Origin of the sequence: Pseudomonas sp. Cab53, assembly GCF_018325965.1 — a bacterium.
GTDB lineage: Bacteria > Pseudomonadota > Gammaproteobacteria > Pseudomonadales > Pseudomonadaceae > Aquipseudomonas > Aquipseudomonas chlororaphis_E.
This window is the reverse complement of the sequence record NZ_AP021902.1, coordinates 2,660,978-2,681,819: the sequence shown is the minus strand read 5'-3', so window position 1 is coordinate 2,681,819 and position 20,842 is coordinate 2,660,978. Positions and strand designations below refer to the sequence as shown.

At 64.8% G+C, this 20,842-nt stretch carries 22 protein-coding genes; 6 read left to right on the top strand and 16 right to left on the bottom strand.

All coding sequences use genetic code 11. The features are described 5' to 3' along the window. Positions 1-161 precede the first annotated feature (161 nt). The 3 genes from KI241_RS11745 (at position 162) to KI241_RS11735 (ending at position 3,506) form a co-directional block, all read left to right on the top strand. The gene (locus tag KI241_RS11745; protein WP_042729949.1) at positions 162-1,961 is read left to right on the top strand and encodes a HAMP domain-containing protein; all 1,800 of its coding nucleotides are present in this window, start codon (positions 162-164) and stop codon (positions 1,959-1,961) included. Beyond that, positions 1,958-2,605: a two-component system response regulator NarL gene (narL, locus tag KI241_RS11740; RefSeq protein WP_047738021.1), complete on the top strand. Its 648-nt coding sequence runs from the start codon at positions 1,958-1,960 to the stop codon at positions 2,603-2,605. Before KI241_RS11745 ends, narL begins: the two co-directional genes overlap by 4 nt. A gap of 223 nt (positions 2,606-2,828) precedes the next feature. Continuing rightward, positions 2,829-3,506 carry a Crp/Fnr family transcriptional regulator gene (locus KI241_RS11735; protein WP_042729951.1) on the top strand — a complete coding sequence of 226 codons (678 nt, stop codon included), beginning with the start codon at positions 2,829-2,831 and terminating at the stop codon, positions 3,504-3,506. Positions 3,507-3,675: 169 nt separating this feature from the next. Here the strand turns inward: KI241_RS11735 and KI241_RS11730 are convergent, their stop codons facing one another. The 8 genes from KI241_RS11730 to norR all read right to left on the bottom strand — a co-directional run bounded on the left by KI241_RS11730 (position 3,676) and on the right by norR (position 10,747). Continuing rightward, positions 3,676-4,065, bottom strand: coding sequence for a putative zinc-binding protein (locus KI241_RS11730; RefSeq protein ID WP_123578116.1), 390 nt, complete (start codon positions 4,063-4,065; stop codon positions 3,676-3,678). After that, entirely contained in the window at positions 4,065-4,535 is a 471-nt protein-coding gene (locus KI241_RS11725) for an SCP2 sterol-binding domain-containing protein (protein WP_042729953.1), read from the bottom strand. The genes KI241_RS11730 and KI241_RS11725 overlap by 1 nt, the downstream gene beginning before the upstream one ends. Further along, on the bottom strand, positions 4,529-5,419 hold the full coding sequence (locus tag KI241_RS11720) for a U32 family peptidase (RefSeq protein WP_042729954.1): 891 nt from the start codon (positions 5,417-5,419) through the stop codon (positions 4,529-4,531). Before KI241_RS11720 ends, KI241_RS11725 begins: the two co-directional genes overlap by 7 nt. 11 nt (positions 5,420-5,430) lie before the next feature. Continuing rightward, positions 5,431-6,426: a peptidase U32 family protein gene (locus KI241_RS11715; RefSeq protein ID WP_042729955.1), complete on the bottom strand. Its 996-nt coding sequence runs from the start codon at positions 6,424-6,426 to the stop codon at positions 5,431-5,433. Between the two features lie 81 nt (positions 6,427-6,507). Beyond that, complete coding sequence (gene glp / locus KI241_RS11710) at positions 6,508-7,755, bottom strand: gephyrin-like molybdotransferase Glp (protein WP_042729966.1); 1,248 nt, start codon at positions 7,753-7,755, stop codon at positions 6,508-6,510. Between the two features lie 8 nt (positions 7,756-7,763). After that, positions 7,764-8,318 (bottom strand): molybdenum cofactor biosynthesis protein B, encoded by a 555-nt coding sequence (gene moaB / locus KI241_RS11705; RefSeq protein ID WP_042729956.1) that lies wholly within the window; start codon positions 8,316-8,318, stop codon positions 7,764-7,766. Between the two features lie 89 nt (positions 8,319-8,407). Next, the gene (pdxH, locus tag KI241_RS11700; RefSeq protein ID WP_042729957.1) at positions 8,408-9,055 is read right to left on the bottom strand and encodes a pyridoxamine 5'-phosphate oxidase; all 648 of its coding nucleotides are present in this window, start codon (positions 9,053-9,055) and stop codon (positions 8,408-8,410) included. Positions 9,056-9,214: 159 nt separating this feature from the next. Continuing rightward, positions 9,215-10,747 (bottom strand): nitric oxide reductase transcriptional regulator NorR, encoded by a 1,533-nt coding sequence (norR, locus tag KI241_RS11695; RefSeq protein WP_212803734.1) that lies wholly within the window; start codon positions 10,745-10,747, stop codon positions 9,215-9,217. A 160-nt stretch (positions 10,748-10,907) separates the two neighbouring features. On the opposite strand from norR, the gene ytfE reads away from it, so the two are divergent. Further along, on the top strand, positions 10,908-11,582 hold the full coding sequence (gene ytfE, locus KI241_RS11690) for an iron-sulfur cluster repair protein YtfE (protein ID WP_042729959.1): 675 nt from the start codon (positions 10,908-10,910) through the stop codon (positions 11,580-11,582). 160 nt (positions 11,583-11,742) lie between these two features. On the opposite strand, the gene KI241_RS11685 is transcribed toward ytfE, so the two are convergent. Together KI241_RS11685 and KI241_RS11680 are read right to left on the bottom strand one after the other, a co-directional pair. After that, positions 11,743-12,183 (bottom strand): membrane protein, encoded by a 441-nt coding sequence (locus KI241_RS11685; protein ID WP_047738012.1) that lies wholly within the window; start codon positions 12,181-12,183, stop codon positions 11,743-11,745. A gap of 22 nt (positions 12,184-12,205) precedes the next feature. Continuing rightward, complete coding sequence (locus KI241_RS11680) at positions 12,206-13,396, bottom strand: NnrS family protein (protein ID WP_053144841.1); 1,191 nt, start codon at positions 13,394-13,396, stop codon at positions 12,206-12,208. 568 nt (positions 13,397-13,964) lie between these two features. Between KI241_RS11680 and KI241_RS11675 the strand changes: the two genes are divergently transcribed. Together KI241_RS11675 and KI241_RS11670 are read left to right on the top strand one after the other, a co-directional pair. Next, positions 13,965-14,648, top strand: a complete 684-nt coding sequence (locus KI241_RS11675) for a Crp/Fnr family transcriptional regulator (protein WP_212803733.1) — start codon at positions 13,965-13,967, stop codon at positions 14,646-14,648. After that, entirely contained in the window at positions 14,645-14,845 is a 201-nt protein-coding gene (locus tag KI241_RS11670) for a protein DnrP (RefSeq protein ID WP_212803732.1), read from the top strand. The genes KI241_RS11675 and KI241_RS11670 overlap by 4 nt, the downstream gene beginning before the upstream one ends. A gap of 3 nt (positions 14,846-14,848) precedes the next feature. On the opposite strand, the gene KI241_RS11665 is transcribed toward KI241_RS11670, so the two are convergent. From KI241_RS11665 to KI241_RS11640, 6 genes are all read right to left on the bottom strand, one after another. Next, entirely contained in the window at positions 14,849-16,687 is a 1,839-nt protein-coding gene (locus KI241_RS11665) for a nitric oxide reductase activation protein NorD (protein WP_212803731.1), read from the bottom strand. Between the two features lie 87 nt (positions 16,688-16,774). Continuing rightward, positions 16,775-18,202 (bottom strand): cbb3-type cytochrome c oxidase subunit I, encoded by a 1,428-nt coding sequence (locus tag KI241_RS11660; RefSeq protein ID WP_047738005.1) that lies wholly within the window; start codon positions 18,200-18,202, stop codon positions 16,775-16,777. A 3-nt stretch (positions 18,203-18,205) separates the two neighbouring features. Beyond that, positions 18,206-18,646, bottom strand: coding sequence for a cytochrome c (locus tag KI241_RS11655; protein ID WP_042732967.1), 441 nt, complete (start codon positions 18,644-18,646; stop codon positions 18,206-18,208). 279 nt (positions 18,647-18,925) lie between these two features. After that, a complete protein-coding gene (locus KI241_RS11650) occupies positions 18,926-19,183 on the bottom strand; it encodes a cytochrome C oxidase subunit IV family protein (RefSeq protein WP_047738003.1) in 258 nt (85 codons plus the stop codon). A gap of 12 nt (positions 19,184-19,195) precedes the next feature. Continuing rightward, complete coding sequence (locus KI241_RS11645; protein WP_212803730.1) at positions 19,196-19,780, bottom strand: cytochrome c oxidase subunit 3; 585 nt, start codon at positions 19,778-19,780, stop codon at positions 19,196-19,198. Further along, positions 19,764-20,567: an AAA family ATPase gene (locus tag KI241_RS11640; protein WP_212803729.1), complete on the bottom strand. Its 804-nt coding sequence runs from the start codon at positions 20,565-20,567 to the stop codon at positions 19,764-19,766. Before KI241_RS11640 ends, KI241_RS11645 begins: the two co-directional genes overlap by 17 nt. Positions 20,568-20,842: the final 275 nt, after the last annotated feature.

Genomic DNA, 20,842 nt, shown 5'->3' with positions numbered 1-20,842 from the left:
CTTTGTTTATCAATATCTTGAACAGATTGGCCGGGATTTTTATGGAAGCGCAGCGGCCGACAACTCTTTAGAGGTAGTGCACCCAGGATCGGCTGCCATACCCCAAGGTCCAGGCGCCTTCCCATGTCCGGGTTTCAGTTTTTCCTGCAAGGCCAGCGGTCATGATGCGCTGGCTGCGCAGTTCCCTGCCCGCTCGCGCCGGGCTCGCCGTGATCCTGATCGCTGTCCTCGCCCTGGCCAGTTCCCTGAGCGCCGGGTTGATCGCCTGGTTCAGCCAGGGCGATGCTGCCGCCATCAACACCGCCGGCTCCGTGCGCATGGAGACCTACCACCTGAGCTGGAAGCTGGCGGCCGGTGCCAGCGAGGACATTCCGGCCATCGTCGACAGCCTGCAACAGCGCCTGGACAGCCCTGCCCTGCGCGTCGTGCTGGAAGACGGACCAGCCACGTCCCTGCATCGCAGTTATCGCGACCTGCAACAACGCTGGAACCAGACCCTGCGCCCCGCCATCGAGCGCGGCGACGCGGCGTTCTTCCAGGCCAGCGCCAGCTCCTTCGTCGAACAACTGGACCAGTTCGTCACGCTGCTGCAACGCCAGAGCGAACACAAGCAGGGTTGGCAGCAGACGATCCAGGGCGTGGCGCTGTTCAGCACCATGATCATCCTGTTGATCGGCCTGTATGAGTTGCAGTACGGCGTGGTCACGCCGTTGCAGGAACTGGTGGACGCCACCCAGCGTTTTCGCCGGGGCGAGTTCCAGGTGCGGGTCAACCATCAGTCCGAGGATGAGCTGGGCCAGTTGGCGACCAGTTTCAACACCATGGCCGAGACCATCGAGCAATCGCACCGCACCCTGGAAAACCAGGTCCAACAGAAGACCCTCAACCTGCAACAGGCCAACGCCGCCCTGGAGCTGCTGTACCAGAGCAGCCGCAGCCTCGCCACGCGGCAGGCCAACGCAGAAGGGCTCGATGAGTTGATCCGGCGCTTCCAGCAACGGCTGCCGGGGCTGCGTCTGTCGCTGTGCCTGCAAGGGCAATTGCAGGCACCGGCCCGCCAGTTGCTGGCCCTGCACGGCGCCAACGGTCGCCAGGTCTGTGCCAGCAGTGACTGCGCCACGTGCGAACAACACCAGAGCGGCCGGCCGCTGACCTTCAGCATCAGCAACCAGGGCAACGACCTGGGCGAACTCAAGGCCCATTTCGTCGACGGCCACGCGGCGCAACCCTGGGAGAGCGCCCTGATCCAGGCCTTGGCGAACCTGATCGGCACCACCCTGTCGCTCAAGCGCCAGCGTGAACAGGACCATCGCCTCCTGCTGCTGGACGAGCGCACCATCATCGCTCGCGAACTGCACGACTCCCTCGCCCAGGCCCTCTCGTACATGAAGCTGCAAGTCAGCCGCATGCAGACCCTGTTGCGTCGGGGCGAACCGGTGCAGACCCTCGAAACCGTCACCGCCGAGCTGCGCGAGGGCCTCAACAACGCCTATCGCCAGTTGCGCGAGTTGCTGACCACCTTCCGCCTGCAGATTCACGACGACGGCCTGGTGGAAGAGCTCAAGGACACCGCCGAGGAGTTCTCCCACCGCGGGGACTTCCAGGTGCACCTGCGCATCGACCCCCTGGCCTTCGAGCTGTCGGCCAGCGAGCAGATCCACATCCTGCAGATCACCCGCGAAGCCTTGTCGAACTGCCTGCGCCACGCCCACGCCGAGAACGCCTGGCTCGAACTGCGCCAGGAAGGCGAGACCGTCCGGCTGTCCATCGAAGACGATGGCCGGGGGTTCAGTGGCGAGGTGGATCAGCGCGAACACCATGGCCTGAACATCATGAACGAACGCGCCCGCAGCCTGCGTGGCCAACTCCGGATTTTCTCCCGTACACCCCAGGGCACCTGCATCCAGGTGCATTTCCAGCCGGAATTCCTGGGTCAACCCACCGAAGGCATCGCCACATGAACGCCCCTCTGCGCCATACCCTCCTTTTGGTCGACGATCATCCGATGATGCGTCGCGGGATCCGCCAGATGCTCGAGCTCGAAGACGATCTACAGATCGTCGGCGAAGCCAGCCACGGCGAGGAAGCGCTGACACTGATCGACCCCCTCAAGCCCGACCTGGTGCTGCTGGACAACAACATGCCGCAGATGAACGGCATCGAGACCCTGCGGCGGCTGCGGGCCATGCACTACAGCGGCAAGGTGCTGCTGTTCACCGTCTCCGACGCCGAGGACGACATCCGCGACGCCCTGCGCCTGGACGCCAACGGCTACCTGCTCAAGGACATGGAGCCCGAGCTGCTGATCCAGTACATCCGCGATGCCCTCGCCGGCGCGCTGGTGATCAGCCCCGGCCTGACCCGGGTCATGGCCCAGGCCCTGCGTTCCCCACCGCGCCAGGCCGAGGTGGAACTGACCGACCGCGAACGCCAGGTCCTCAAGACCATCGCCGCCGGCTACAGCAACAAGGTGATCGGCCACAAGCTGGGCATCACCGAGGGCACGGTCAAGGTCCACGTGAAGAACCTGCTGCACAAGCTCGGCCTGCGCTCGCGGGTCGAAGCCGCGGTGTGGGCGATGGAGCATCTGCGCGGGGCCGGTTAGATGGCCAACACATTCCTCCTGTGGGAGCGGGCTTGCCCGCGAAGACGGCGGCACATTCAGCACAGATGCAAGCTGACCCACCGTCAGCGGGAGCAAGTTCCCTCGCCACAAGGTGTTGTGCAGAACTGACCTGACGGTCTCCATCCCTCTTCCGAGGTAGGCCTGCCGAGGCATAGGCCGGCGGTGCCTGGCGCCCTACCATGTTCGTACCCGGAGGTATGCCATGCTGACTCACCCTTCCATCGTTCTACTGTTGCGCCGTCATCACCTGTTCAGCCAATTGCCGGAGCGGGTCTTCGAAGACGTCTGCAACCTCGCTGTCCTCAAGCGCCTGGAATGCAACGGCACGCTCATGCACCAGGGCGACCCGGCCAAGCGGTTTTTCCTGTTGGTCAGCGGCCAGGTCAAGCTGTTTCGGGTCACGGGTGAAGGCCAGGAAAACCTGGTGGAAATCATCCAGCCAGGGCAGACCTTCGCCGAAGCCCTGTTGTTCAGCCAGGCCCGCTGCTACCCGGTGAGCGCGTCGGCGATCAAGGACAGCGTGCTGGTGAGCATCGAAGGCACCCATTACCGCAAGGCCCTGGAAGACCAGCCCAAGGTCTGCCTGGCGATCCTGGCGAGCATGAGCATCCACCTGCACCAGCGCCTCAAGGACATCGACAACCTGACCCTGGCCAGCGCCAGCCGGCGGGTCATCAACTTTCTGTTGCAGGAACGCGACCCACGGGACGGCCAGGTGGTGCTCCAGGTGTCCAAGCGCCTGGTGGCGTCCAAGCTGGGGATCCAGCCGGAAACGTTCTCACGCATTCTTCATCGATTGGTGGACGGCGGCCTGATCGCCATGGAGCGGCGCAACATCCGCATCCTGGCTGAGGAAGCGCTGGAGGCTTACCAGCAATAGCTGTGAACCCTCTATGGCGATCACCCCATACCCTGTGGCGAGGGGATTTATCCCCGATGGGGCGCGCAGCGCCCCCCTTCAACTGCCTGATACACCGTGGGCTCAGGCTTTGGGGCTGCTTCGCAGCCCAGCGGGGATAAATCCCCTCGCCACAGGGTGTGTGACTCCTTTACTCACCGCCCGGCCGATCCATCTCATCAACCCCCATCAACGCTATCAACCGCTCGAACAACGCCTCCCCCTCCTCTTGCGTGCAGTCGACCCCGAAGCGCTTGCGCCAGCCCAACTGACTCAAAATCACATGCACATCCGCTCGCAGGTCATGCTGCTGTAAACACGCCTGGACGCATTGCAAAGGACACCCATCCAGCGCAATGATCCGCCGCCCCGAGCGGGCCTTGTTGACCAGCGGCGCCACATGCCCGCCGACCCCGACGATGCAGGACATCTCGGCCAGGCCGGCACGGTCCAGGCGCAAGGCGACGTTGTTGGCCAATTGCGCGACGTTGGAGCAACCGGAGCAGGAATACACCAGGGGCAATGCGTTCGGCGTCTTCATCACACGGTCGCCAGCCCCTTGCCCGCCCGTTCCAGGTTGCGCCACAACCACGGCGGCAAGACCTCGGGGTCAAGGCTGTCGATCAGGTTCTTCAGGGCCAACCCCAGTTCCGTGTCCCCCTCGATCACCAGTCGCCGCCGGAAGAACAAGGTGTCCGGGTCTTCCTGGCGGCTGGCCAACAGCAGGAACTCGCGCCAGTTGCCACGAATGGTGACCTGGGCTTCGGCCCGCTCGGCGATGCGCAAGCCGTCCCGCGCCAGGGTCAGGTACCAGCACAACTTCAGGTCCGGCACCCGCAGGCACAACCAGCGACCGCGCAACAGGTCGAAGCCGCCATCGCGCAGCGGTTCGGCCAGGCAGCGGTTCAGTGCCTGCTGCAAGGCCAGGCGCTGGACCACGAACGGCACCTTGCCCACCAGGGGCAGCACCCTGTCGGCGCCCTTGAGCAACCATCGCTTTGGACTCAGCACAGGCCCGCCTCCTCTACTTTCAACATGCCGGCATGGCCGTGCCAATAGCCGTTGCAGCCCTCCACGAACACCGGTGGCGCCTCGCCGCGGCGAACCCGATCGAACGCATTGACCACCTCGTCCATGCCCTGGGCCCGCGGGCTCAAGCGCAGTACCTGGGCCCCGCAGGCCACCAGGGCGTTGTAGTCGGCCAGCAGATTGCTGACCTCGCCCGACATCGTCTGGATGCCGTTGAGGGTGAACAACGGCTGGCCCTCCTGGCTGCTCAACGCCAGGCCGTCGGGGTAGTTGATACAACAGAACTGACAGTCGTCCTTGGGCCGGTTTTCGGCCCGCGCGGTGAAGCAGCGCGCCGAATACGCCAGCGGTAGATGACCGTAGGCGAAGATCTCCACTTCGGGCACTGCGCGATCCATTTCCCGCACTTGCTCCAGCACGTCGCTGATCAGCGCCGCCGAACACTCCACCGGCGGCACCCAGCGGACCATGCCGCTGTCGAGCAGTTGGGCCAGAGAATGGCCGTTGTACAGGTTCAGTGCCGGCCCGCCCACGAAGGGCAGTTTGCGCTCGGCCAGGAACTGCACCGCGCCCATGTCGTTGGCTTCCACCAGCAATTGGCCGTTGTCGCACAGCCGCCGCAACGAGGACAGTTCCGAGGCGGCCTCGATCAGCGTCAGGCTCGACAACACGATCTGCGCCTGGCTGCACGCTTGCAGCTCGCGGCCCAGGCCGAGCCATTGATCCAGGGAGAATGCCCGGCGCTTCGAGCACACGGTTTCCCCCAGGTAGATCACGTCCAGCGGCAATGCCGACATTTGGGCATAGAAATTTCCCAGTTGGGTTTTGTCCCAGTAAAACAGGACCGGTCCGAGGCTGAGTTTCATGGGTTCCTTCCTCATTGCCATGATCGATGGTAGGCGCCCAGGGTGGTCTGGCTGCCTTCGGACAGCCCGGCCAGGACCTGGCGCCATTCTTCTTGGACCCGGAACCGTTGCGGCGCGGCGCGGTGGGCATCCAGCGCGGCGCGCCAGACCCGGGTCACCTGCTCGACGTAGGCCGGGCTGCGCTGGCGCCCTTCGATCTTCACCGCCTCGACGCCGATGGCGGTGAGTTCCGGCAGCAGGTCCAGGGTGTCGAGGCTGGTGGGTTCCTCCAGCGCATGGAAACGCTTGCCGCCCACCAGGAAACGGCCCTTGCACAGGGTCGGGTAGCCGGCCGGCTCCTCGGGGGTGTAGCGGTCGATCAGCACCTCGCTCAGGCGTGCGCTGAGGCCTTGGGCGTCTTCGCTCCAACGCACCGCCTTGGCGGGCGAGCAGACGCCACACAGGTTCGGCGACTCGCCGGTGATGTAGGAAGACAGGTGGCAGCGACCTTCGGCCATGATGCACAAGCTGCCGAAACCGAAGACTTCGATCGGCACCGGGCTGGCAGCCGCCACTTGGCGCACCTGGGCCAGGGAGAGCACCCGCGGCAGCACGGCGCGGCGGATGTCATAGCGCTCAGCGTAGAACGCCAACGCGGCGGCATGGGTCGCCGAACCCTGCACGGACAGGTGCAGCGCCAGGTGTGGATGACGCTGGCGCGCGTAGCCGAGCACACCCGGATCGGCGGCGATCAGCGCGTCCACGCCGAAGTCGGCGGCGCGATCCACGGCGCGCTGCCAACGTTCCCAACCCTTGGGTTGCGGGTAGGTGTTGACCGCCACATAGAGCTTGCGCTGATGCTGGCGGATGTGGGCGACAGCGGCGTCGAACTGCTTGTCGTCCATGTTCAGCCCGGCGAAATGCCGGGCGTTGGTGTCATCGCGAAAACCGACATAGACGGCATCGGCGCCTTGGCGCACCGCCGCTTTGAGCGCAGGCAGATTCCCTGCCGGGCAAACCAGTTGCATGGGGCATCCTCGTGAGCGAACCAAGATGGCCGCCAGTCTAGCCAGCCCGCGGCCGGCCACCTTGACGGCAATCAATTGCCGTCAATGCATCAATCCGGCGAACGGCAGGTACATCACCGGTTCATGTTTGTGGACCTGGGCTTCGCACTCCACCACTGCCAGGCCGTCGGCCCAGCAGGCGGCCGTCAGCATCGCCGAGCTTTGTTGGGGGTGCAGTTCCACGCACAGGTGGCCTGTGACATCCGTCATCAAGCGGGCACGCAGGTATTGCCGGCGCCGATTGCGCTTGAGCCAGTCGAACCCCGCCGGCACCCGCAACGGCACCGGCTGCACATCGCCGACGCCCTGAGCGCGGAACAGGAACGGGCGCACGACAATCAACGCGGTGATCAACGCCGCCGACGGATTGCCCGGCAGGCCGATCCAGGGCTTGCCCTCCACATCGCCGAAGGCCAGCGGCTTGCCCGGCTGGATTGCCAGGCGCCAGAGGTCGATATTGCCCAGGGCCGCGATGGCCTGTTTGAGGTGGTCTTCCTCGCCCACCGACACACCGCCGGAGGTCAGCAACACGTCGCACTCGGCGGCGGCCAGGCGCAACGCCTGCCGGCTGGCCTGGAGTTGATCGGGCATGACACCGAAGTCATGCACCTCGAACCCCCAGCCGCGCAACAACGCGGCCAGCGTGTGCCTATTGCTGTTGTAGATCTGCCCCGGCGCCAGCGTCTCGCCCGGCTCGCGCAGCTCATCGCCGCTGCTGAGCAAACCCACCTGCAGCGGACGAAACACCTCGACCTTGGCGACCCCGGCACCGGCCAGCAGGCCCAACTCCTGGGCCCGCAGGCGCATACCGGCCTTGAGCAGGCAGTCCCCCTGCCGACGTTCCTCGCCTTCCTTGCGTACGTGATCACCGCGATTGACCGCCGGCAGCCAGACCCGCCCGCCTTCGACCCGACAGCTTTCCTGCGGCACCACCGTGTCGGCGCCGGGTGGCAGCGGCGCCCCGGTGAAGATCCGCACGGCCTGACCCGTTTGCAGCGGCTCGCCCGGCCCATCACCGGCGGCAATGCGCCCGCTCAACGCCAGGGCGCCGCCAGCGGCCGGCACATCGGCGGCGCGCACGGCATAACCGTCCATGGCGCTGTTGTCCCAGGCCGGCAGGTTCATCGGGCAAAGCACGTCGCTGGCCAGCACGCGGGCCAGGGCCAGGTCCAGGGCGATCCGCTGCACGGGCGGGGGCGGCGGCGCCTGGTCGAGCAGGTGCCGAATGGCCTCGTCTACCGGCACCAGCGCTCCGCTGTCACACACCGAGCCGCAGAGGGGCGCGTGCATCAGGGCGCTCACGAGCGCGTCTCGCACGCCACCGGAGCGACGCCGTCCTGCGGCTTGAGGTGCACAGTGAAATTGCACGGCCCGGTGCGGCTGTCCAGTTGCCCGGCCAGGATCTGCTCCCAACCGGTACGGCAGGCGCCTGGCGAACCCGGCAGGCAGCACACCAGCACGCCGTTGCTCATGCCCGCCAGCGCTCGCGATTGCAGGCTGGACATGCCGATCTCCGCCAGCGAGACCTGGCGGAACAACTCACCGAAGCCGTCGACGTGCTTGTCCAGCAATGGCGCGACGGCTTGAGGCGTGTTGTCGCGCGCGGTGAAGCCGGTGCCGCCGGTCATCAGCACCACTTGCACGCTGGGGTCGGCGATCCACTGCGAGACCTTGGCGCGGATCTGGTAGATATCATCCTTCACCAACCCGCGGTCGATGAGCACATGCCCGGCGGTTTGCAGCAGATCAGCCAGGGTCTGGCCAGAGGTGTCGGTCTCGAAACTGCGGGTATCGCTGATGGTGAGTACCGCGATGTTCAACGGTTGAAATTGGCGTTGCGTCAGATGGGCCATGGCGAGCCGTCCTGTCAGAAAAAGATGGCCCAGCCTGAACCGCAATCGTGACCGGGCCTATTCCTCCTTGGAGGTACCTCCCTCGGCGGTCAAGGGGCCAGGCGGCTGCGCTGCCACCCGTCCTCTTGGCAGCGGTAGTCGAGGCGATCATGCAGGCGATCGGCGCGCCCCTGCCAGAACTCCAGCCGCTCGGGGCGCAAGCAGTAGCCGCCCCACTGTTCGGGGCGCGGCACCGGTTGTTCGGCGAAACGCCGTTGGGTGTCCGCCAGCCGGGCGTCGAGGTCGGCGCGATTGGCCAGCGCCCGGCTCTGCGGCGACGCCCACGCGCCGAGCCGGCTGGCCAACGGCCGAGACTGGAAATAGGCATCCGACACCGCCGGATCGAGCCGCTGGACCGGCCCTTCGATACGCACCTGGCGCTCCAGGCCCGGCCAGAAGAACGTCATGGCGGCCCAGGGATTGAGCGCCAGATCGCGACCCTTGGCGCTGTCGTAGTGGCCGAAGAAGGTGAAGCCCGTTTCGTCGAAGCCCTTGAGCAACAGCACCCGGCAATGGGGCCGACCCTGTGCGTCCACGGTCGCCAGGACCATGCTGTTGGCCTCCACCGGCGCACGTTCAGTGTCGCGGGCCTGTTGCATCCACAGGCCGAACAGCACCAGCGGATCGTCCGGGGCCCGGGCCTCGTCGAGGCCTTCGCGGGTGTACTGGCGGCGCATGTTTGCCAGGGAAAGGGGCATGGGGGATCTCCACTGTGGTTTGGGCCAGTGTGGAGTCCCCTGCATGGGCGGGCCTTGATTATTGTCAATGCCGGTTCTTGTGCTGCTCAGGATGGCCACTTCGCGAGCAGGCTCGCTCCCACATTGGACCGGCGCTCACAAAACCCTGCTCGCCAAGCCCTACTTGAGCCCAAGCCGCCGCGCCAGCTTATGCAGGTTGCTCGGGTCGACCTCCAGCAGCCGCGCTGCGCCGGCCCAGTTCTGGCCGCAACGGTCCAGGGCCTTGAGAATCGCCTGGCGCTGGCAGGCATCGACGGCCTCGCCCAGCGGTGGGAGCGGCGCATCGGGGGATTCATGGGGCTGTTCGAGCAAGGCCCGCGCGCCGCCGGCACCGGCGTTGACGTCAAGGTCGAGCACTTGGGGCTCCAGGGTCATGATCAGGCTTCGACTGGCGCCATGACTCAGTTGCTTCAACGCAGCGCGGCTGATCACGTGCTCCAGTTCCCGCACGTTGCCCGGCCAGCTGTAGGCCAGCAAGGCCTGCTCGGCGGCCGGTGACAAGCGCAACCCGCGCAAGCCCAGGCGGGTTCGATTCAGTTCGAGGAAATGCCCGGCCAGCATCAACACGTCATGCCCACGCTCGCGCAGGGGTGGGATCGGCACCGGATAGACCGAGAGCCGGTGATACAGGTCGGCACGAAACAGCCCGTCGCGAATGCTGTCGGGCAGGTGCCGGTTGGTGGCGGCGATGATTCGCACATCGACGTGCAGCGGCTTGTCCGCGCCCAGTCGCTGGATCTCGCCGTTCTGCAAGGTGCGCAGCAGCTTGGCCTGCACGCTCAACGGCAATTCGCCCACTTCATCGAGAAACAGCGTGCCGCCATTGGCCGCATCGAAACGCCCGGCCCGGTCGGTCGTCGCCCCGGAAAACGCGCCTTTGACGTGCCCGAACAACTCGCTTTCGGCCAGGGACTCCGGCAGCGCCGCGCAGTTGACCTGGACCAGCGGCTTATGGCCGCGCCGGGACAGGCGATGCAGGCGCCGGGCGAACAACTCCTTGCCCACGCCGGTTTCCCCCAGCAACAGCACCGGCAGTTCCGAGTCGGCCAGGACATCCAGCTCGTTGAGCAATTGCTGCAAGCCTTCGCTGCGTCCCAGGATCTCGCCCTCTTCCGCCGGCAGCCGCAGGTCCGCCGGGTCACTGCGCGATGCCCGCAGGCTGCGATTCTCCTGCTCCAGGCGGGTGACCCGCACCGCCGCCTCGATCTGCAACGTGCAGCGTTTGAGCTCTTCATGGGCGCGGCTGTCGAAGGTCCCGGCGTGCAGTGCATCGAGGGTGATCGCGCCCCACAGCCGGCCTTCCACGTAAAGACTCACGCCCATGCAGTCATGCACCGGCAGCGGTTCACCGACGTGGGGGTCGAGCAGGCCGTCATAGGGGTCCGGCAGGCGGCTGTCCGGCTCGAACCAGGTCGGTTCGCGCGAGGCCATGATCGCCGCCAGGCGTGGGTGCTGGGCAATGACGAAGCGCCGGCCCAGCGCTTCATGGACCAGGCCCACGGTCGCCACGGGCCGCAGGCTGTCATCGTCCAGGCGCAGCAGGCCCACGGCGCCGCAATTGAAGTATTCGCGCAGGGTCTGCACCAGACGCTGCAACCGCACGGCATTGGGCAGCTCGACGATCAGGTCGGCGGCCAGGCTTTCACGCAGCATGGTAGTGATTACCCTCCAGGGTCCGATTGACCCCGTACCGCCAGGGTCAGATTGACCCTGGCCAAAAAATTATGGTTGATTTTCAATGCATTGCACTTGGCATGCGGCCTGCTAAGTCTGCTCATCTGTCCCGCTCCGGGATTCAACCCAAGGAAACATGATGAGCCTCGACCTGCTGGAACAAAGCCTGGGCCAACTGGCCTGCGACATTCCCGGTGCCACGCGTACCTTTCATCACTACAACCTCGACTTCTGTTGCGGCGGGCAAAAATCCTTGCGCGAGGCGGCGCTGGGCAAGGGCCTGAACCCGCTGCTGATCGCCGACGCCCTCAAGACACTGCAAGCTGCCGGCGAACTGGGCCACGACTGGCGCGACGAACCCCAGGCGCTGCTGATCACCCATATCCTGGAACGCTACCACGCCCGCCATCGCGAACAACTGCCGGAACTGATCCGCCTGGCCCGTCGCGTGGAACTGGTGCACGGCAACCGCGCCAGTTGCCCCAATGGCCTGGCCGACCACCTGGAGGACATGTACCAGGAACTCGAAGGCCACATGCTCAAGGAAGAACAGGTGCTGTTCCCAATGCTGCAACACGGCCTGGGCGAACGCGCCTCGGCGCCGATCCAGGTACTGCGCTACGAACACGACCAGCACGGTGAAGCCCTGGAAACCATGCTCACCCTGACCGACCAGATCACCCCGCCCTCCGACGCCTGCAACACCTGGCGCGCCCTGTACCGCGGGCTGGTGGAGTTTCGCGACGACCTGATGCAACACATCCACCTGGAGAACAACGTGCTGTTCGTCAACGCGATGAAGCCTGCTCACTAACCTCAAACAACACATACCCCTTGTGGGAGCGAGCTTGCTCGCGATGGCGTCGGGTCAGTTAATGCTGATCTCGACTGACACACCGCTATCGCGAGCAAGCTCGCTCCCACAAAGACCATTGGTGCGCTCCTATCCTGCAATCACTCCCAAGGCTGGGGGCTCAAAACTGCCAATAGAACATCCCCTTGGCCAACAGCACGATCAGTAGCATGTGCCCCAGGATGCTGCGCCGCAGCCAGCAGGCACGGGCCGGGCTCAATCGGCCCCGCGTAAGCCAGAACGCCAGCAACAGGTAATGCCCGATGATGCTCGTTGCCAGCAGGATCTTCAGGCTCAGCAGCAAGCCGAAGCTGCTGTCCAGCGGATGGCTCAACGCCCCGCGATGCTGCCAGGCCAGACCAATGCCGGCGCCGTAGAGCAGCAGCACCACACCGTGCAGCACGTGCCGTGAACGCTGGGCTATCGCCTGGTCGGCGGCGGCCCTGGCCGTCTCGGCCAACGGCCGGCGCGCGGCGTGCCAGATGCAGACTTCGAAAAACACAGTGCCTATGAACGCGATGGCCGCCAACAGGTGCGTGACCAGCAAGACCCCATACATCATCGATTCACTCCGCCCAAGGGACTCATCCCGGGTGTCCATCCACCCGGGCCTGCAACAACATCGGACCGTAGCGCCAAGCGTAGAGCCCGAACGCCAGGGCCCAGCACAACCCGGCCACCCACAGCGCGGCGAAGGGCAAGACCAGCACCAGCAACACGCGACTCAGGCACGCCAGGTTCAGCAGCACGAACGCCAGCGTCATCCCTTTGGGCGGTTCAAGGGCACGCCCGGTGTGGCCCAGGCTGACCCGGGCAATCATCGCCAGGATCAACCCGGCCATGGCACCGATGGTCAGGCTGTGCACGGCCAGGCTCGGCGTCACCGGCGCGCCGAAGTGCCACAGCGCCATGCCCAGGCAGGCCAGCGCCAACCAGGCGTAGGCCAGGTGCAACGACCACAGCAACGGCACACGCCACAGATCACGATCATGCCAGCGCACCAGCCGGATCCCATGGCCCAGCGCTAACGCACCGAATAACAGGCCGACCGCGCCGTTGGCCGACAACGCCGGTCCGAAGGCGTACAGCAACGCCACCAGGGCCGATCCGCCCAGCAACAGGCGATCGAGCCACGGCCAGGGGGCGACGCCTTCGACCCGGCCGAGGCCACGTTGGGTGAAAAATGGAATCACCCGCCCGCCGATCAGGCCCATCATGGCCGCCACCAGCCACAGGCCGGTGAGCACGCTTTGGCGTTGCAACCCCTCGTCGTGCCGGACCAGGCCGTACACGGACAGCCCATCGGCAGCGGCCAACAGCAGCAACACCAGCACGATCGGGTAGTTACGCTTTTGCCGCACGCGCCACAAGGTGACGCCCATCCAGGCCGCCACGGCCAGGGCGAAACCCAGTTCCAGCAGCGCCAGCACCGGCCAGGGGGCATCGGCCAGCCAGGCCAGTCGCGCCCCCAGCCAGACCAGCGCCAGCGCCGCCAAGCGCTTGCCACTGAGCCCCGGGGTGCCCGTCCAGGTCTGGACCGCCGTCAGCAGGAAGCCGGCAATGATCGCCAGGCCGAAACCGAACAGCAGCTCATGACGGTGCCAGGCCAACCAGCCGCCAGCCGGCTGCCAGCCCGCCAGGCGCCCACTGAAGGCGGCCAGCCACAAGGGCACCGCCAGCAGCGCCAGCACACACCCGGCCAGGAAAAACGGCCGGAACGCCAGGCGCCATACCGGCAGGATGGCCATGGCCTTGCGACGGTCGAGCACTTGCATACCTCACTCCTTACCTCACCCACGGACTGCCCGCTGGCAAGGGTCGACAAACAGGGTTCGAATGATCGGTGATCGCCGCTGACGGGACTTGTCTCAGATCAAGCCCGCTCACTGGCGATCGCCGGTCTCGCAACGGCACTTGCAAGGGCCTTGCCGGAAGCGGCCGTTCACCTTGAGAAAACCCCGCCCACCGCTGTGGGAGCGAGCCTGCTCGCGAAGGCGGTCCTGCGAGTGCATCGGCTTACCTGGCACACCGCCTTCGCGAGCAAGCGCGCTCTCATAGGAGATTAGGGTGATTTTTACCTGATGACGGTGATTTTTACCCTTTTGTGAGAGGGTCATTTTTACCCTGCTCGCCGTCAACCGCCCACGGACAAGGCCTGCAAGCATGGCCCGGCTCTTGCTCAGGGACGGCATAGACCTCTTGCCGGAAACCGCCCATGAAACCTGTCGCCCTCTCGCTCACCTGGTTCGTCCTGCTTTCCTGCGTCCTGGCGCTTGCCAGTGGCCTGTCCCTGAGCCTGGTCTGAAACCCAAGCATTTCTTTCTCATTACAAGGATCCACGCCATGGTGCTCCACCGTGTCCATCACCAGATTCTGCGCAGCCACCACCTGTTCGAGCCTCTGAACGAAGAGCAGCTCGACGAACTGATGAGCTCCAGCCAACTGCTGAACATCGACAAGGGCGACCCGCTGTTCCGCCAGGGCGCACCGGCCCAGGCGTTCTATTTCGTGATTTCCGGGGCGGTGAAAATCTATCGGCTGACTCCGGACGGCCAGGAAAAGGTCTTCGAGGTGATCGGTGAGCGCCAGACCTTCGCCGAAGCCATGATGCTGATGGACACTCCCAACTACGTCGCATCGGCCGAGGCTGTCGGGCCGACCCAGCTGTATCGCCTGTCCAACGCCACTTACATGCGGCTGTTGCAGAGCAATGGCCGATTGACGTTCGCCCTGCTGGCCAAGCTCTGCGTACGCCTGCACCAGCGGGTCAACGAGATTGAAACGCTGTCGCTGAAAAACGCCACCCACCGCGTGGTGCGCTACCTGCTGACGCAACTGGTGCGCCTGCAAACCGTCGACAGCCAGTTCGAACTGCCGATGGCCAAGCAATTGATTGCCGGGCACCTGTCGATCCAGCCGGAAACCTTCTCGCGGATCATCCGGCGCCTGATCGATGAAAAGATCATTACCCAGGACGGTCGCCAGATCGCCATTCTTGATCGCCTGCGCCTGGAGCAGTTCGAATGAGCCCGCACATCACCTGCCTGTATTGCCAGCAGGCCAACCCCGCGCCAGAAACCGAATGTCGCCAGTGCGGCATGCCCCTGCCGGCCGAGGCCGCGTTGGCCGGCGAACGCCGGCGGCGGCGCTTCACCTGGTTTTGCGTCGGCTTGACGGTGTTTTGCACCGTCATGTTTTTCTGGCTGCCCCGCGACATCGTCTGACCCTCACTCCTGCGTCAATTGCCGGTACAACTGCGGCAGGCGCAGGGGCAACTGCTCGGGCTGGCGAATCAGGGTGTAGCCATTGGCGCCGAACATGTACGGCAGGTAATCCCCCGCTTCACGATCGATGGTGATGCAGAACGGCGTCAGCCCCTGGCGCCGTGCCTCCAGCACGGCCTGGCGGGTATCTTCCACGCCGTAGCGTCCCTCGTAGAGGTCCAGGTCATTAGGCTTGCCATCGCTGAGCAGCAACAACAATCTGCGTCGCCGCTTGCAGCCCGCCAGCCGCTGGGTGGCCTGGCGGATCGCCGCGCCCATGCGCGTGTAGTAACCGGGCTTGAGCCCCAGGATCCGGCCTCGGGTCTGGTCGTCGTAGCGCTGGCCGAACGCCTTGAGCTCATACAGACGCACTTGCTGGCGGCGCAGCGAGGAAAACCCGTACAAGGCAAAGTCGTCCCCCAGCACCGCAAGGGTTTCACCGAACAGCAACAGGCTGTCGCGAATCACCTCGATCACCCGGTGCTCGTCGTTGAGGTGAGCGTCGGTGGACATCGACAGGTCGGCCAGCAGCAGGCAGGCCAGGTCGCGGCGGGTCTGGCGTTGTTCCAGGAACAGGCCGCGCTCGCTGCACTGGCCATGCTGGCGCTCGACATGAAAATCCAGCCAGGCCTGCAGGTCCAGCTCCGAACCCTGGGTCTGCTGGCGCAGCCATTGCCGGTCGTTGCGCAGGTGTTCGAACTGGCGCCGCAGTCGCTGGGCTGAAGGCCGCAAGCGTGCCGGCAACGGCTGGGCCTCGCAGTCGCGGGGCACAAAGGTCTGCACGCTGACGAAATCGGCTTGCAGGTGCTGTTTGCGGTAATCCCATTCCGGCAACAGGATGCCTTCACCGAGGGGAAGGTCATCCACATCGGCGGGCGGCAGGTCCAGGTGCAGTTTCAGGCCACCGCCCTTGCGCACCCGGGTGCGCGACAAGGTCAGGTGGTCCAGGTCTTCGGCCACGCGGGCAGCGTCCGGGTCTTCGCGGTCATCCGCCCAGCGATCCAGGTCCACGTGTTCGGTCCAGCTGAACAGGTTTTCCAGGCGAACGATCAACAGCCCGCCGTCGCGGCTGCTGTCGTCGATTCGTTCGGCACGCTTGCGACCGCCCTGCTGCTCCCCGGGTGGCGTCGCCAGGTACTGTTCGGACTCTTCGAGATTGGCCGCCTGGGGATCGGCCAGCGACTGGGGTGGGTACAGCCACAGCGGCAACGGCCAGACCGCCCGTTCACTGCGCGGAAAATGCTCGACACTGCCGGGGTCGCGCAACGCCTGGCAGACCGCGCGCTCCAGGGCGGCCTCGGCACTGTTGAGCGTGGCAGGGTCAGGCCGCAGGGACAGGTGTGCGTCCACCAGCCGCCGGTACCGCACGGCCATGGCCGGGTAGCGCCGCAGCACGGCCTGGGTCCAGCGCTGATTGTCTCGCCCCCAATGCCGCATCTCTCCCGCCTGGGCCGCCAGCAGCGCAAGCCAGCGGTACAGCTCTTCATTCAGTGCGGCGTCGGGAAAGGTCGCCAGGCTGGCCGGCAACCGTAGATTGTCGCCATCGCACCAGGCCAAAGGCACCTGCTTGCAGGTACCGGCAATCTGTTGCAGCAGGCTGCGTCGCAGCAGCAGGTCACGTTCACTGACGGCTTGCACCCCCAGGTGACGAGCCCCGCCCGTGGCGCGAAGCAGCACATGTAGCGCGCGTTGCCGAGGCATCAACGCCACCTGTGCCTCGGGAAAATCGACACTGGCGCGGCGGGTGATGAACCGGTGCCAGACACTGCCGACCCATTCTTCCAGCTCAAGGGTAAAGGCCATGATTGTCCTCCTTTCAAGCCAAATCCATTGTGGCGAGGGGGGTTATTCCCTCACCACACATGCGTTCGGCTTAGTCGTTGTGGCGACTCATGACGGCACCACGGCGGCCGGTGCACGCAGGGCGGCACGACCACGCTGACGGAAGCTGAGCAGGTAGCACAGCAGCCCCAGCAGGAAACCGACGCCACTGATCAGACGCGCCCAGAACAACGGCCGCAGGTGATCCATCGTCGCCATGAAGGGCAAGGCACTGCCGTCCACCGCCCAGCGTTGCAACCACACTTGCACGACACCGGCGGCGGTGAGGAACAAGGTGATCATCACCATCGACAGGGTCATCAGCCAGAAGCCCCAGATTTCCAATTTCTGCGAACGCTCGTCGGCCGCTTCCCCCAACCCGCGCAAGCGTGGCATGGCGTAGCTGATCAAGGTCATCACGATCATCGCGTAGGCCCCGTAGAAAGCCAGGTGGCCGTGTGCCGCGGTCAGTTGCGAACCGTGGGTGTAGAAGTTCACGGGCGCCAGGGTGTGCAGGAAGCCCCAGACGCCGGCACCGAAGAACGCGGTGACCGTGGTGCCCTTGGCCCACAGCGTGGCGGCACGATTGGGGTGATGACGACGACGGTTGCGCACCATGCTGAAGGCGAAGATCACCATGGCCAGGAACGGCAGCGGTTCCATCGCCGAGAAGATCGAACCGACCCACAACCAGACCTGCGGCGCGCCGATCCAGAAGAAATGGTGGCCGGTGCCGATGATGCCGGTGATCAACGCCATGGCGATGATCACGTAGAGCCATTTCTCCACCACTTCGCGGTCCACGCCGGTGATCTTGATCAACACGAAGGCAAGCATCGACCCCATGATCAGTTCCCAGACGCCTTCGACCCAGAGATGCACCACCCACCACCAGTAGTATTTGTCGCGGGCGAGGTTTTCCGGGTTGTAGAAGGAGAACAGGAAGAACACCGCAAGGCCGATCAAGCCCGTCATCATGACCATGCTGACGGTGGTCTTGCGGCCCTTGAGCAGGGTCATGCCGATGTTGTAGAGGAACCCCAGGCAAACCACCACGATGCCCATCTTGGTGATGGTGGGTTGTTCGAGGAACTCACGGCCCATGGTCGGCAACAGGTCATTGCCAGTGATTTTCGCCAGGGTCGCATACGGCACCGACAGATAGCCCAGGATCGTCATCACCCCGGCGGCGGCAAATACCCAGAACAGCACCAGCGCCAGTTTCGGGCTGTGCAGTTCGCGGTCGGCCTCCTCCGGTATCAGGTAGTACGCCGCGCCCATGAAGCCGAACAGCAGCCAGACGATCAGCAGGTTGGTGTGGACCATGCGGGCCACGTTGAAGGGGATCAGCGGGAACAGGAAGTCGCCGACCACGTATTGCAAGCCCATGATCAAACCAAACAGGACCTGCCCCAGGAACAGCATCAGGGCAAACACGAAATAGGGTTTGGCAACGGCCTGCGAGGCGAATTTCAGATGCGGATTAGCCATGCTCATCTCTCAGCCCTCCTTGTTTGGCGGCCAGCCATTGGTGTTGATTTTCGAACTCCACTTGAGGAACTCGGCGATGTCGTCGACCTCCTGTTCGCTCAAGTTGAATTGCGGCATGGCCCGGCGACCGGGCACGCCCAGCGGCTGCATTTTCATCCACGCGTGCAGGAACGGCTTGAACGCCTCATCGCCGCCGCGGCGGTTGACCACATTGCCCAGCTCCGGCGCGAAGTACGCGCCCTCGCCCAGCAGCGTATGGCAGCCGATGCAGTTGTTGCGCTCCCAGACGCCCTTGCCGCGAATCACCGATTCGGTCAACTGCGCCTGGTTGCTGCGTTCTGGAAAGGTCTGTTCCGTGTGGTAGGTCAGGGCCAGGAATATCAGGAAAAAGAACACGCTTCCCCCGAAGTAAATATTCCTGGCCATGCCTTTGGTGAAGGTATCTGACATGGTCACTTCCTCATTGCTTGGCGTGTTCATTCTAGGAAGCGAGCCCCTCGAAACCGCTTGATGGCGATCAAGAATCTCCGATGGTTTTGGTGGGTTGTTCCAATACAGTCCGAAAGACAGGCAGGCTTTTGTGGCGAGGGGATTTATCCCCGCTGGGCTGTGAAGCAGCCCTAAAACCAGACAACTCGGTGTATCAGAAAAATTTGAGTCGAATGCTTTGGGGTTGCTTCGCAACCCAACGGGGATAAATCCCCTCGCCACAGGGTATTTTGTGCAAGTTCAGATCGTGAACGAGATGACCATCCCGATCACAACCGCCAGCAGCGCAGCCCAGCTCAACACCAGCCGCCGCCACAATCGCGGCGCGTGGCGCAGCTCCATGAAGCCGTCGGCGATCAGCCAGGCCTTGGTCACCGCGACCACCAGGATGGCGATGGATACAAGCCCGGTAGCCGCGATCTGGCCCAGGGCAACGGTGCCGGCGCTCAACACGGCCAGCGTCAGCCAGCAGGCGATCAGGACACGGGAAGCCGACATGCGCACCTCCGCTCAATCAAGGATGTAGACAACCGGGAACAGCAGCACCCAGACCAGATCGACCATGTGCCAATACAGCACGCCGGATTCCAGCCCACTGTTGCGCAGCGCCCGATAGCGACGTCGCCGACAGCCCTCGGCCAGCCAGGCGAGGATCACCATGCCCAGCAACACATGGAGAAAATGAAACGCGGTGAGGATCCAGTACAACGTGAAGAATGTGTTGTGCTCCATCCCCAAGCCGTCCGCCAACAGGTGGGCGTACTCCGTGAGCTTGATCCCCACATAGCCGCAGGCGAGCAGCAACGCCACACACAGCAACCGTGCGGCGTGACGCGGCCGGTCGCGCCTGACCTGCTCCTGGGCCAGCGCGGCGAACAGCCCGGCGGTGAGCAGGCTGAGGGTCATCGCCAGGCCCGTGGAGCGATCCAGCAGATGACGGCCTTCGCTGAACGTCTGTGGGTCCAGCGCCTGGGCGACGGTGAACGCCAGGATCAGCAGCGCGAACACCGACAGTTCGGCAAGGATGAAAAACCACATCGCCAGGTCCCCCGGCAAACGCCGGGGCGTGGCCGGGGTTTCAGCCGAAGTGGACATCGACCACTTCCATCAGCGCGGCAACCGTCTGCGGGTCGTCGCTCAAGGGCTCGGCCAGGCAAGCCAGGCAGGCCTGGCGGGGGTCCATCCCGGCACCGATCATGCGCGCGGCAAAAATCAGCAGGCGCGTGGAAGCCACCTCCTCCAGGTCGTGCTGGTCGAGTCGGCGCAGCGCCTGCCCCAAGCGCACCACCTGGGCCGCCAGCGGCAACTGCACGCCGGCCTCGCGAGCGACGATGCGTTCTTCATCGGCGACCGCCGGATAGCCAAAGCGCATCGCCACGAAACGCTGACGGGTGCTGGGCTTCATGCCTTTGAGCAGGTTCTGGTAACCGGGGTTGTACGACACCACCAACATGAACGCTGGCGGCGCCTGGAGCACTTCCCCGGTGCGCTCCAGGTACAACTGCCGACGATCATCGGCCAGCGGGTGCAGCACCACCGCCGTGTCCTGCCGCGCTTCGACCACCTCGTCGAGGTAGCAGATGCCGCCTTCGCGCACGGCGCGGGTCAGGGGGCCGTCCTGCCACCACGTGCCCTGGGCGCCGATCAGGTGACGGCCCACCAGGTCGGCGGCGCTCAGGTCGTCGTGGCAGGCCACGGTGTACAGCGGCAGTTTCAAGCGATGGGCCATGTGCTGGACGAAGCGGGTCTTGCCACAACCGGTGGGCCCTTTGATCAACACCGGCATACGGTGCTGCCAGGCCTGCTCGAACAGCGCCTGCTCGTTGTCCTGGGGTTGGTAGAAAGGTTCGTCCGGCTGTTGCAAAGAGTGGATGGCGTTCATGACTGGACCTGATCAGGCAACTCGATTGCCGCCCACGCTACGGGGCCCTGCGACAACCTGGCAAGGGCTGCGGCGGGCAAACTTGATCGCCGTCAAGCGATCAACCACCGGCCCGGGCATAGCCTTGCAGGGCACCCAGAACCTGCGCGCCGAACGCCTGTTACGGCACACCATGCAGGTCATGCCTGAGGAGAAATGGAATGCTGATCAGCCACAAAAAATCGTGGGTCTTGAGGGTCGGGGCGTTATGTACGGCCCTGGTCGCCGCCCACGCC